The sequence below is a fragment of the Zooshikella ganghwensis DSM 15267 genome (assembly GCF_000428585.1).
GTDB lineage: Bacteria > Pseudomonadota > Gammaproteobacteria > Pseudomonadales > Zooshikellaceae > Zooshikella > Zooshikella ganghwensis.
The window spans coordinates 1-13,438 of record NZ_AUAF01000027.1; the positions used below are offsets into that span (position 1 = coordinate 1).

The window sequence follows — 13,438 nt, forward strand, 5'->3', positions numbered from 1 at the left end:
AAAGAGTTGGGGATATCAACATAAAACCGTTTGTCACGGGAAAGGGGAGTATGCTCGTGATGAAGATGGGGATGGTTTTCACGAAGTACATGTTAACACCATTGAAGGTTGTTGGTCATTACTACGCTGATGGTTAAGACCTCATCGAGGTATTTCTCAAGAAAAACTACCTTTTTATTTAGCATTATTTGAGTTTGTGTACAATATAAAGTGCCGAGGAAAAAGCTTACTTAATGATCTAATAGAGCTATTGATATAACCCCCTAGGAATCCATATAGAGCCTACATCAAAAAGCTTACTGTTTGCTGGTAATGCTTCAAAGAGATAACCCTGATAAACACAAATATTATCTACTTGGTGTCGGGCAATATTTTCTTTGCAGTTTGCAATGGCTACTGGGTCAATATCACAAGCAACGACTTTTCTGGCCCCCTGAAATACTGAGTAAAGCGCTAAAATACCACTACCAGTTCCAAGATCAAGCACAACTTTTTCAGAGAGGTCAGGCAGTTTAGTTAATAGAAAACTAGTAGAGTGGGTCAGCTCCGTGCTTGGACAAAAAACTTGTTGATAAACAATGATGGGAATATTGGCAACGCTATAACTTTTAGTGAAGCGCTGTTGATTCGCTGTGAGCCAGAGTTGGCAATAGGTTTCTTGAGAAATATTTTCTGGAATACGCACGATTGCTCCCTGTGATTAATCAGGTGCTTTCTTTGATTCCATTTTGACTATTAGGGTTAGATTAGGAGAAAGGAGATAACCAGGGAAAGATAAAATATGAATAAAAAAATAACGGATGGAGTAATAGACTTCACCCGCTTTAATATATTTGACCTAACAAATGAACACCATTATGTAATCACATTTACTTGGAAATTACAAATGAGGTGGCATAAAAATACGTAAGCAAAAAAAAGAGGGGCAAATGCCCCTCAAAGGTTAATGCTCCAAGTAGTTATACGAGTTGGTTACTCATTTCTTTGGCAAATGCTTCAGCATTTAAGCCAACAAGTAAGTGCAATTTGTTGTTATCAAGTTTAACAACCCCATTTGCACCAGCTTGTTCAAGGGTAGCTGTATCAACAGCGTTACCATCTTTTACTTCTATCAGTAGACGTGTTGTTGCACAGCATTCAACGTTACTGATATTGGAGGCTCCCCCCAACGCTAGAATAAAGTTTTTAACTTTTTCTGGTACGCTGGGGTCATGCGCCTTTGGGCTGGTGGGTACTCCTTCAGCTGAAGTTGCAGCTACAGGTGTAACAACTTCATCATCGGCTGATGAGTTTTTCAGATATTCTTCCATATCTGTCTTGAAGTTCTCAGACTGAGGACCAAAGATTGCTTGAACCCCGTTACCGACTACAACACAGCCAGCAGCACCTAAGGCTTTTAGTTTAGCTTGATCAACTTTCGCTACATCGTTGACTGAGATGCGTAGACGAGTGATACATGCATCAAGGCTGGTGATGTTTTGTCTACCACCGAAAGCGATAACAAGCTGTTTAGAGAAGGCAAAGGCTCCATCTGCATGAGCTTCTTCCAGAGTATGCCCCACAACTTCATCTTCACGACCAGGTGTTTTCAAATTAAATTTGACGATTACTGTGCGGAATACGAAGTAGTAAACAGCTGCCCAGAGAGGTCCAATTACTAAGAACCACAGTGCATTTGAAGATTGATTAAACAGTACTATGTAATCAATCAAGCCATGAGAGAAGGTAGTACCGTGTTTGATACCCAGAGCGATACAAGTGTAGAAAGCTGCACCAGCTAATAAAGCATGGATAGCATATAGAACAGGAGCAACAAACAGGAAGGCAAACTCGATAGGCTCAGTGATACCTGTCAGGAATGAAGTCAACGCGGCTGACATCATGATACCGCCAATTTTGGCACGGTTTTCAGGCTTAGCGGTATGCCAAATAGCAATAGCAGCTGCAGGTAGACCCCACATTTTGAACAGATAGCCACCCGCTAAGTTTCCTGCGGTTGGATCATAAGCGATATAACGGTGGATTTCACCACGAACAGTTTCACCTGCGCTGTTAACAAACTCACCCACTTCGAAGAAGAAAGGTACGTTCCAGATATGGTGTAAACCGAAAGGAATTAATGAGCGCTCGACAACCCCGTAGATGGTGAAGGCAAGTCCAGGGCTTTCACTCGCTGCCCAGTGAGAGAAGCTCTTGATCGCGCCGCCAATGGGAGGCCAAATGAAGCTTAAGACTGCACCTAATGCGATGGCAGCAAATGCGGTCACGATTGGCACAAAGCGCTTACCGGCAAAAAAGCCTAAGTACTGGGGAAGCTTTATGCGGTAGAACTTGTTGAATAAGCCTCCCGCAATACCACCTATGGCTATACCACCAAATACTCCAGTATCTATGGAGTTGATCCCCATAATGGCTTTGGTTTCAACACCATTAGCACCAGAGATAACACCCATCGTACCTAGAAGTACAGCATACCCTACAACGGCTGCTAGAGAGGCAACCCCGTCATTCTGGGTTAAGCCTAATGCTACACCAATGGCAAAGATTAGTGGCAGGTTGCCAAAAATAGCGCCACCCGCTTGCTCCATTACACTGGAAAGCATTTCTGGTAACCAAGTGAAATCTGCGGCACCGACGCCTAACAGAATACCTGCTACCGGTAGTACTGATACTGGTAGCATCAGCGCCTTACCGATCTTTTGCAAGAATGCAAAAGAAGACTTGAAGTCAATCATTGTGTCCTCCTTCCTTTTTCAAGGAAACTGCTTTTTTATTTAAATTGTTTTGTACTGCTCATTTCATTTTTCTAAATTAATTTTTCTTACTTCGGCTGCAGACTCTAGATTGAGGGCTTTCTCTGCTAACTGCTGACAGTAAGCAAGTTTGAGGCCTCGAATCTGAGCTTTTATTTCAGGTATACAAGGAACACTGACACTCAACTCATCAACACCTAGCCCGACAAGTAGAGGTACTGCCTGAGGATCAGAGGCAACAGCACCACATACTCCTACCCATTTGCCATGCTGGTGAGCACCTTCAACCGTTTGTTTTACCAGGCGCAAAATACCTGGATGGAGGCTATCAATTTTCGCTGCCAGTTCAGGGTGTCCCCGATCCATCGCGAGGGTGTATTGAGTAAGGTCGTTGGTGCCGATTGAGAAAAAGTCAACTTCACGGGCAAACTGCTCTGCCATCACTGCAGTAACAGGCACTTCAACCATGATTCCTATTTCAACGGAGCCAACATTTAGTTTCTCTTGTTCTTCCCGAATCATTGCTTTTGCTTGGCGGAGTTCGTCAAGGTTAGCAATCATTGGAAACATAATGCGCATCTTACAGCCGTTAGCGGCTTTTAAGATTGCCCGAATCTGAGTACGGAGAATATCTGGGTAGGCAAGGCCAATCCGGATACCACGCTGTCCCAAAAAGGGGTTTTCTTCGTCAGGTAAGCGCAGGTAGGGTAGGGGTTTATCACCACCTACATCCAGCGTACGGATGATAAGTGGACGATTCTTTCCAAGGGTATTAGCGATGTTGCTATAAATAGTGAATTGGTCTTCTTCACTAGGCTCGGTAGTGCGGTCAAGATAAAGAAACTCAGAGCGTAATAGACCAACGCCTTCACCGCCCATTTTAACGGCTTCAACAGCTTCCTGCTCATTACCAATATTAGCCGCCACTTCAATACGGTGGCCATCAGTGGTTACTGCAGGGTCATTTGCTGCTGCTAAGTCTGCTTGACGCTTCTTAGCAATAGCCTTTTTGCGGGCAATAGCTTCATCAATTGTTGCTTGATCAGGGTTTAGGCGAAGCTCACCTTTACCACCATCTAAGATCGCTGGAGTGTTGTTAGCCACTTCAAGTAAGCGTTCATTCAGACCAGCAACATAGGGCACATCTAGAGAGCGGGCAATAATCGCTGCGTGTGAGGAGGTTCCACCCAGTACGGTACAAAGTCCAATAACTTTGCTACGGTCTAAGTTTGCGGTGTCGGATGGCGTTAAGTCCTCTGCGACTAAGATAGCATTCTCAGGTAGCTCTATATGGCTTTCTTCTTCACCCAGTAGGCAACTCAGTACCCGACGACCAACATCTCTTAAATCGTTAGCACGCTGAGCCATTAAGTCATTGCTAAGAGAGGACAGTACTTTAACATGCGTATTGACAGCACCTTGCCAGGCAAAAGCAGCACTTTTGCTTTGGTCAATAGCGTCATTAGCGATATCAAGTAAATCAGGGTCATCTAACAGCTCACAATGGGCTTCAAATATTTTGGCATTTTCAGCATCACCATCGGCAGCCATTTTGTGCTGGAGAGCTAAAAGCTGTTGCTTACTATGCTCAATAGCCGTTTGTAACATTTGACGTTCAATAGCAGGTGCTTCACCTCTTTCTGGAATGTCAAATTGTTGCTGTTTTTTCTGAACGATAAAGCCATGAGCCAGGCCTGGAGAGGCGCTTACTCCACATAGCAGGTTAGGATCATTGCTGGTTTCAGGGAGAGGTTTGACACCATGTGGTACCCGCTTTTTCTTAACAGGTTCCGCACCTTTTTCTCCCAGCCCGTCTAACATGGCATTCTTGACTTCTGCTAAGGCTGCTTCAGCATCTTCACCAGAGGCAGAAAGGTAAACGATTTCATTGTTGCCAACATCCAGTCCCATAATGGCTACAACGGACTTGGCATTAGCTTGCTGGTCTCCTTTATGGAGATGAACGGCTGACTTATATTTTTTAGCAATACTGCTAAGCACTGCCGCGGGGCGGGCATGCAAGCCAGAAGGGTTAGGGATTAGAAAAGACTCAGTAGTAACCGTTTCACTAGGAGCTGCGGCGGCAGATTCAGTATATTCTCCTAGATGAAGAGTTAATACGGTGTCACGGTTAGCTTCAACAGGACCTTCGGCGTATTGAAACTTAGCCACCTGATCACTATTTGTGATAACAATTTGAGTGAGTAGGCTTGCAGCTTTAGTCGCTACAATATCCATATCAAACTCAATCAGAGCATCACCTGCTTTTACTTTATCGCCTTTTTTTACGAGCGGTTTAAAGCCTTCTCCTTTCAGCATTACCGTTTCCAAGCCGATATGTATCATGACTTCGATACCGTCGTCAGTGGCAATGGTGACTGCATGATTTGCTGAGTGAAGCTGACTTATTTCACCTCTACAAGGTGCCAGTAAGCAATTAGTGACAGGGTCAATTGAAATACCATCGCCAACCATTTTTTGTGAAAACACAGGGTCTGGTACTTCGGTAATGGGAAGTAAATATCCCGTAAAGGGGGCTTTAAGGACAATTTTCTTGGCAGAAACTGCTTGGGGCATTATTAACATCTCCTTCCATACCCACACGGATTAAAAGCCATTTTTGGGCAAGGCATGCTGCGGATATTGTTATATACAGTCTTGATTGCTGCTTAATTTAGTAAATTCAGTGTAGGCACCGTTACCCTTAAAATACTTGATTTATCGCAATTAAGCAGGATGAGCTAAGAAACAAAGTGTAAGGATATACTCAACTAAACTTAGCTTTGTAACAGAAATATTACAAAGGAAGACAAAGCATCTTTTTTGTTGCTTAGAAGATGCTAACGTAAAAAAGGCGAGGTATTTGTAAAGATATATTTAATTTAACAATGGATGAAATAGATGAAAACTTAGTGCTTATCTAAAACAGGTCCATAGCAGTTTTTCTAGGGAAGTGAAGCGTGATGTAGAGTAATGTACCTTCCTTCACTAACGCAATAAGGGATTAGCGAACAGCTATTGGTTGAATTCACGAAACAGTAACGTAGATCTACTGATCCAGAAAGTAGTTTTATAATGGATTAATTGATACAGAAATAACTATACATAAGCTGTGGCATAGCGTAGAAAAAGAAGAAAGGAAGTAAAGCACCTTGCACGGACAGATTGACTGAAATGTAAGTGGAGGAAGCCTTTTTATGTCAGTAGTGGAAAACAAAAATGCAATTGTTACAGGGGCTGGAAGTGGTCTAGGCTCTGCGCTAACAGCACAGTTAACCACCCAGGGTTATCATGTAGCTGCGTTAGGACGAACTGAGAGTAAGCTTGAGAAGCTAGCAGCACAGTATAAGCAGGTTACTCCCTTTCAAGTGGATTTATCGTGTGAAAAGGATGTGAAGCAAATATTTTCTACACTGGCTAATTGGCAAGCGCCATTTACTAAGGTTTTTTGCTGTGCAGGTTCGGGCAAGTTTGGTCCCATAGGGGAGTATAATCAAGCAGCGATACAACAAATGGTAAATGATAATTTGCTCAGCATGATGCTAGTAGCACAAGCTGCAATAGGTTTAATGTGTCGTCAGCATAGAGCAGGAGTACTGATAAATGTGATGTCCAGTGCTGCTCAAATAGGAAAAGCCAATGAAACAGTCTACTGTGCAATGAAGTGGGGATGTCGAGGCTTTACTGAGGCCTTACGAGCTGAACTTGCTGATACTAATATAAAAGTAGTGGGTGTGTATCCCAGTGGTATGAAAACAGACTTTTGGCAAGCGCATAGCGTTAACCACGATCAGTATTCACACTATATGAATCCTGATGAGGTAGCGAGTGTAATTATGGCAAATTTACAGGAAATGCATAGTTGTTACACGGCAGATATAGTCATTAATAAACAAAAGCGGTAAATTCTTAGTTGTTGAACAGGGACGTCTACTTACCACAAAAAATTGAAAATAGGGAAGACTCTCATTATGTCTGCATTATCAGTGGCCCTTCATGCACTTTTTAATGATGACGTCACACGTAACCGCGTGGCAGTGCTTTTACATCAGTTACAGCATAAAAACAGTTCAGAAAAAACAAACCCTCGTCCTCTTGAAATTGCTGAGGTACCTTGTCCGGATTGCATAGAGTCAGTAGGAGAGAGTGGTTTGACATGTATTTGGTGGGAGTTGGACAGTGGTCGAATTGCTTCAAGTGATTTAATTCAAGCGCTAGCAAAGGCAGGTGCTCAGCGTTTTTTTTCATACTTTAATGCTATTGAATATGAGCCAGAAGAATATGGTAATGACTTCTTCTTTACATTAGCGGGTGATGGCGTTCATGTTCTGGAGGGAGAGTTACAAGACTTGTTTCATCGTCTGGATCATGCTCGAGAACAAAATCTGTCGCCACAAGCCGTATTGTTAAAAATTCTGCCAGAGTTGGCGATCCGTGTGAATGAAGGCTCGGTTTATTTGGGGCGAGCAGTTCAGGTATAGACTTGGCATACAGCCTTTCATAAGAGGGTAGGAATTTATTATTAGCCTCTTTACAATGCGCGCCATAATAACCGTGACGAGGTTATGTCTTACGTGTCAGTGACACAATGGTAAGTCATTAATCATGGAGCAATGCATGTCTTGCAAGAAGAAAGTTTTTATCGCTTATACTGGTGGCACCATTGGTATGAAAAAGACGGTCAGTGGTTGGGCACCGGCACCGGGTTTTTTAGCTGAGATGATGCGAAATAACCCGGTTTTTCATAGTGATATTATGCCTCAGTATGACATCTACGAATTTTCACCCTTGTTAGACTCGTCAAATATGACTCCACGTAACTGGATGATGATTGCTGAAGAGGTAGCACAGCGCATTGATGACTATGATGGGATTATTGTTTTGCATGGTACGGATACAATGGCATATAGTGCATCTGCACTATCCTTTATGTTGGAAAATTTACATAAACCTGTCGTATTTACAGGTTCGCAGATACCTATGGTTGAACCTCGGACAGACGCAATCCGTAACTTAACCAATTCCCTCCTCATCGCAGCTCATGAATCAATTCCTGAAGTATCACTTTACTTTGATCAGTATTTATACCGTGGTTGTCGTGCAGTTAAAGCGCATTGTGATAATTTGTCAGCCTTTGCTTCGCCCAATTATCCTCCATTGGCTGTTGCCGGTATCAATATTGAAGTTAACCAACAACTAGTTCGCGCAGAGCCAACAATTGAACATGGTGGCTTAAGCCTACACAAAGAGATGGATCCTTATGTAGGGATTCTTTGGCTTTTTCCTGGAATCACGGCAGAGGTCGTCAGTAACTTTTTACAGGCTCCCCTCAAAGGGGCAGTGATACAAGCCTATGGTGTGGGTAATGGGCCTAGTGCAGATCCTCAGTTTGTGGCAGCACTGCAAGAAGCACATCAACGAGGTGTGGTATTAGTTGATTGCACGCAGTGTTGGTCGGGACGTGTAAATATCACAGGTTATGCGACAGGAACAGGTATGGCTGCTGCGGGGGTGGTGAGTGGCTATGATATGACGCCTGAAGCAGCGCTCACAAAATTATTCTACTTATTTGGTAAAGGTTATTCATCTCAGCAAGTAGAGCAGTTAATTCAACAGGATTTAAGAGGCGAGTTGACAGCGCACCTTTAAATAACAACTTAGCCACAAGCACTGATATTAACTATTTAAGCAAGTTATTAAGTATCAAGGCTAAAATGTGGAATTTACGACAGTTTTTTCCTACAACTTATGAAATACTGACACGCGTAGTACTACTACTGAATTATAAAGATAGTGAGTGAAGGGTATATAAACAAAGCTGTATAAAAAGCTGTAATAAGTTGCCTGCACACTTTTAAAAATTCAATGGTAGTAAAACTGCGTGGTTACATGTTCAACATCAGGGATGAAGCCACATACTATATTATTGCCAACAAGGATGACGATAAAAATTAAATGCTGGCAGGGGCGGGTGGCGTTTTACCTGGGTTGGTTTCATGTATTCAATATGGACTTTTTACCTTGAGATAGGATCATGAAAAAACAACTTGCCAGCTTTGTGGTTATTGCTGTAGCACTTTTGAGTGCATCAACAGTACAGGCTGGGATTATTCGAAATGGTGGTTTTGAGTCAGCAGATATAGATGATGGCTGGTATTATGATGCTAACCCGGAACCAGTAGCTGCTGTTAAAGATGTAATATCGCAAGATGGAAGGCATTACAAAGCTGTGGAAGGGGCGTATATGGCTAGCCTGCCTACTAGCAGTGCCTTACTCAACAATATGCTGACGTGGCATGCTGGTGATAAGCTTCAGTTTAAATGGTTAATTACTGATGCCAATGTCGCAGCTACTTTTCTTATGCTGGACAATGGTATATCGGTATCTGAACGCTTAGATCTGACAGGTGAAATTGGAAAATGGCATACATTTACATACACCTTTGACAGCGATGGAACCCCTTTTAACCAGGCATTTGGCTATCAAGGATTTGGTATGCCTGGTAAAGGCCAGTTACTCATTGATGAGGTACAGTTGCTCACCGCAAGTGTGGTCAGTGAACCATTGAGCTTAGGCCTTATGCTGTCAGTTTTGTTGGTTTGGTGTCCTCAGCGGAAAAAAGCCTGTATGCAGTAAGTGTTACATGTAAATGTTATATAGTAGAGCAAGGTGTATTTGCAATACACCTTGTTTTTATAGCTTGCTGTTACAGCCAATAGGATTAAATAAACTTTTAAGAGGATATATCGGCTTTATTTACTTAGCCGACGAAGAGCATTACCGGTCAGCGCATAATGTAAATGCCCCGATGCTTTAGTAGCTCCAATGGCTTTATAAAAGCTAATAGCCGGGTCATTCCAATCAAGTACACTCCATTCCATACCGGCGTAACCGCGCGATAAGCAAACTCTCGCTAGTGAAGTAAACAGATGTTTACCTATACCGTTGCCACGAAACTCAGGGAGAATAAAAATATCTTCTAAATAGATATAACGCTTCCCTAAAAATGTACTGTATAAGGTTTGAAATAAAGCAAAACCAGCAGGTTGACTTTGATTAAATGCAAGAATTGTTTCTGCAAGAGGAGACTCTCCAAATAAGCAGTCATGCAGGTTTTCTGGCTTAGCGATCATATCATGTGGGCGCTGCTCATAGTCAGCTAAGCCTTTAATCATGGAGTGAATAAGAGGGATGTCTTCTGGTTTTGCCCAGCGCAGTGATATTCGAGAATCATCAAGTTGAAAAGATGAACTCACAAGTAAACTCCTAACCGTTTCATTTATCTTCTTTTTACATAGATCTTACCAGTAAGACGTATTCGCGCCATAAAAACATTATCAAAGTAGTGAATCTAAATGTAATATAGACCATCCTAACATTTTAGATACCCATTAAAATCAACAAATAAACCCTTTAATATTGATCACGTTGATAAAAGCGTAGCTCCAAAGGTCTATACCAATCCATTAGCTGAGAAGGTACCCGAGCATTATAGCCCAGCAGTTGCTTTGCATTTTCTGACAAGCTTAAACAAAAGTCATATCCTAAAGCTCGACAGTAATCAAACTGAGGCTTAATAAAGGAGCGAGTAAATGTAAGTGTAGCTGCACGACGAGGTAAATTTGTGATATTTTCTCCAGCACAATGCCACAAATATCCATCAAAAAAAAGCATATCACCTTGTTTTGGTAATAGCAGCTCTGCAGTCTTAAAAAAAGTTTGACTATCAGGCATAGCCTGATTCATTTTAGCTTTAGGTAATATATAAGTACCTCCGATATCTGATGTAAAAGTATCAAGAGGTATAAGCACATTAAGCATAGCGGGAAAGGGTAAATAATTTAACTTTGAGTCCTGATGAATATTTCTAACATAAACGTCATGATTATTATCAAAAATACTGAATGAGTTTAAAACACAAGGCCCTCCAAGAAGCTTGGTTAATAATGTTAAAGGTAAACTATCAAGTAATGACAAAAAAGGAAAACCAAAAATAATAATGTGATGACAAACCCCATCACCCCGTTGATCATAGTTAGCATGCTGGTGAATTTTTTTATAAACAGGCTTAACTCTTTCATAACCTTGGGTTAACTTAAAAGTAGTATCCTCCTGAAGACAGTCTCTTAATATAAAAAAACCATCATCATTAAATTTTTTTTGGTTAACATCTAAGCATTGTTCATCATCAGCCATAAAATATTCCTTGTTAAAAAATTATTTATTTATTGGTAATGATTGTTCAAATTCATAAAATTGATCCCGAGTGATACCTACTAGACATTTGTCCCAATATTTACCCTTTCTGTAGTACCATTGTTTTCTTTTACCTTCAAGGCACCAACCACATTTTCCAGTATAAAAAGCAAGAGAGTGGTTGTTATATTCAACTATATCTGTATCAATACGCTGTAACCCTAGTTCATTAAACGCAAACTTCATCAATGTATATAACGCATCAAAGCCAATACCCTGACCTCTATTTTTAGTACTTCCAATCAATAATCCATGAAAGGCATTACGATTTTTAAGATCTATGTTAGATAAGCTAGTAGTGCCTACTAAATTATTTTCATTGCTCCTTAACTCAATAGCAAAAACTACTCGCTGCTTATCAGATGCTAACGATTCCCACCACTGATATATAGAGTCTTGTGTATAAGGAAAGTGCCAGCCTGCTAACCATTGCCATATTTCAGGATCATTGCTCCACTGGTGTAATAACAATAAATCATCTTTTTCAATAGCACGCAGTGTTACTAAATTACCCACTAAATTCATAAACCAAACTCCATAATTAATTGGTATATTTTTGCCAAATCATGTTCAGTGTAACGCTGATCAACGGGAAGACAACAAAGCTTACTAATAAGCTCCTTTTCAAAGGAAGGAAGTACAGAGGTGTCAAGTCCAGGCCAATATGTAGGTAGATAAACACGATTCTGAATTAAAAAAGACTTTAACTTTGGTGTATGAACAAGCAATGGATAACATAGAGCAGCACATGTCTGCTGAGGAATAACGATACGATTGATTGACTGCAAATGCTGGCTCCAAAACTCGAAGTTATCTTCCCGTCGCTTTTGAATACTTGAGTAGTCAATAGCACATAGTAATGTCTTGGTTAACTGAGACATTTGCTGGAGAGGAGCTTGTCCTAACTGTTTTTCATGTGCCTGGTAGTCAGTAAAGGCTGCTTCAGATCCTAAATCAATTTGTTTTAATAAATAATCACATGTTGACCATGAAGTTGCTTGAGGTAATAACTTAAACTGTTGTGACTCCATATTTCCAGCTAACCAAGCACCATCAGGAACCCCCAAAAATTTTCTGGGTGAATAAATAGTAGCCGCTTTCAAGCTTGGAGTACTAAACAGTGCATGACAATTATCAATAATACACTGCTCTTCTGAAAAATGATTAAATAATGTTTTTTCATACTCACTATATATACCAAAGTAATTGATCCAAAGTAAGCCACTTTGGTCAGTAAGCCTGGGAAGTGGAGTAATGTTAAATGATGGAGTCAATGAGTAAAACTCTAACTTAATAGGTAACCTATTAAGCCAATTTATTATCTCAGGACAAATAAAATGTGGTAACCAAAGTTCTTTCCAACGTTTTTGCTTTACTACCCAATACACAGCGTGCCGTGCTAAATGAAAGCTGAGAAGGTCATCATAAAGCATGCTCGAGGTATGCCTTAACTCAAACCCCAAATAGCCACCAAAGGATAATTTACTACTCATAAAGGCTATAGTGCGATAAAAAACCAATAGTATCTTCAATGGAGTTGTTCATAAGTATATCCAAAATTGATAAGTTATCGATAAAGGCTTGAGTGTGATTGAATTGTTTATAGTTAAATAGTTTTTTCTCTAAAAAAAGTAATTTAATACCGCTTTTTTTAAAGGATGATGACTTATAGAGTTTGTAACCACCAGACATATTAATATAACATTGAGCATCAAGTTGATGACAAATATCTAGGATTTTATCCTCTCCATTTAATGTAATATCGTGCTCAATATCTGATGAGTAGATAATTTTCTTTTTTATGTTTAATAAAGTTAGGATTTTATTAAGTGTAAAGTAAATATAATCAACCAAATAATCAGAAGAGTATTCCAGACATGCATATAGAGTGGAGCTGACCTGACTAATATATGGTGCACGAGCATAGCTTTGAAAAAGAGTTTTTGATACTTTACGTTTATTGTTGCTGACTAACTTTATGTCTTTAATCAAGGAATAGCTACTTGCATGACTTATAGGTAATGTAACCCATTGTGGATTTCCATTTATAATAAATCTATTTCGGTTGATCCAACCTTGCTTTATGTAGGTAACAGTATCGTATAAAACAAACACATCTACAGCATTTATTAACTGCCAGTAACCTATATAAGGTAACCAATAAGGCTGCATAATAGCGACTGTTTTCATTATCTATAAATCTGTACTGTTGTTTACAAATATTATAGTTCAGTAGGCATTATCGTATACTTCTTATGTACTGCTTTAATACTAAATGCTGTTTTTTTGAACAAAAAATACTAAAGAGTAATCACTAGCGTTCCGTTCTTGTCATTTGTTATCCATGACACAATCAAAATTCCAGTACATATGTACCTTAAAATGTGCAACTTAATGTGTTATCGGATACAAAATAACAAGTATTTCA

At 40.3% G+C, this 13,438-nt stretch carries 12 protein-coding genes; 4 read left to right on the plus strand and 8 right to left on the minus strand.

Translation table 11 applies throughout. The features are described from left to right. Window positions 1–247: 247 nt before the first annotated feature. From F607_RS32665 to ptsP, 3 genes are all read right to left on the minus strand, one after another. Window positions 248–685: a 50S ribosomal protein L11 methyltransferase gene (locus F607_RS32665; RefSeq protein ID WP_027707740.1), complete on the minus strand. Its 438-nt coding sequence runs from the start codon at window positions 683–685 to the stop codon at window positions 248–250. Between the two features lie 274 nt (window positions 686–959). Further along, window positions 960–2,735: a PTS glucose transporter subunit IIBC gene (ptsG, locus tag F607_RS0108380; protein WP_027707741.1), complete on the minus strand. Its 1,776-nt coding sequence runs from the start codon at window positions 2,733–2,735 to the stop codon at window positions 960–962. A gap of 63 nt (window positions 2,736–2,798) precedes the next feature. Next, window positions 2,799–5,330, minus strand: coding sequence for a phosphoenolpyruvate--protein phosphotransferase (gene ptsP / locus F607_RS0108385; protein ID WP_038290652.1), 2,532 nt, complete (start codon window positions 5,328–5,330; stop codon window positions 2,799–2,801). Between the two features lie 620 nt (window positions 5,331–5,950). Here ptsP and F607_RS0108390 point away from each other — a divergent pair. The 4 genes from F607_RS0108390 to F607_RS0108405 all read left to right on the plus strand — a co-directional run bounded on the left by F607_RS0108390 (window position 5,951) and on the right by F607_RS0108405 (window position 9,390). Further along, window positions 5,951–6,658: an SDR family NAD(P)-dependent oxidoreductase gene (locus tag F607_RS0108390; protein WP_027707743.1), complete on the plus strand. Its 708-nt coding sequence runs from the start codon at window positions 5,951–5,953 to the stop codon at window positions 6,656–6,658. Between the two features lie 66 nt (window positions 6,659–6,724). Continuing rightward, window positions 6,725–7,234: a hypothetical protein gene (locus F607_RS0108395; protein ID WP_027707744.1), complete on the plus strand. Its 510-nt coding sequence runs from the start codon at window positions 6,725–6,727 to the stop codon at window positions 7,232–7,234. A gap of 136 nt (window positions 7,235–7,370) precedes the next feature. Then, on the plus strand, window positions 7,371–8,402 hold the full coding sequence (gene ansA / locus F607_RS0108400) for an asparaginase (RefSeq protein ID WP_038290654.1): 1,032 nt from the start codon (window positions 7,371–7,373) through the stop codon (window positions 8,400–8,402). A gap of 385 nt (window positions 8,403–8,787) precedes the next feature. Then, entirely contained in the window at window positions 8,788–9,390 is a 603-nt protein-coding gene (locus F607_RS0108405; protein ID WP_027707746.1) for a hypothetical protein, read from the plus strand. 116 nt (window positions 9,391–9,506) lie between these two features. On the opposite strand, the gene F607_RS0108410 is transcribed toward F607_RS0108405, so the two are convergent. From F607_RS0108410 to F607_RS0108430, 5 genes are all read right to left on the minus strand, one after another. After that, window positions 9,507–10,010: a GNAT family N-acetyltransferase gene (locus F607_RS0108410; protein WP_211233616.1), complete on the minus strand. Its 504-nt coding sequence runs from the start codon at window positions 10,008–10,010 to the stop codon at window positions 9,507–9,509. Window positions 10,011–10,167: 157 nt separating this feature from the next. Continuing rightward, complete coding sequence (locus tag F607_RS28740; protein ID WP_051311135.1) at window positions 10,168–10,950, minus strand: phytanoyl-CoA dioxygenase family protein; 783 nt, start codon at window positions 10,948–10,950, stop codon at window positions 10,168–10,170. 21 nt (window positions 10,951–10,971) lie between these two features. Continuing rightward, on the minus strand, window positions 10,972–11,535 hold the full coding sequence (locus F607_RS0108420) for a GNAT family N-acetyltransferase (RefSeq protein WP_027707748.1): 564 nt from the start codon (window positions 11,533–11,535) through the stop codon (window positions 10,972–10,974). Continuing rightward, complete coding sequence (locus tag F607_RS0108425; protein WP_157365406.1) at window positions 11,532–12,443, minus strand: hypothetical protein; 912 nt, start codon at window positions 12,441–12,443, stop codon at window positions 11,532–11,534. The genes F607_RS0108420 and F607_RS0108425 overlap by 4 nt, the downstream gene beginning before the upstream one ends. Before the next feature lie 52 nt (window positions 12,444–12,495). Continuing rightward, window positions 12,496–13,200 carry a WbqC family protein gene (locus F607_RS0108430; RefSeq protein WP_027707750.1) on the minus strand — a complete coding sequence of 235 codons (705 nt, stop codon included), beginning with the start codon at window positions 13,198–13,200 and terminating at the stop codon, window positions 12,496–12,498. Window positions 13,201–13,438: the final 238 nt, after the last annotated feature.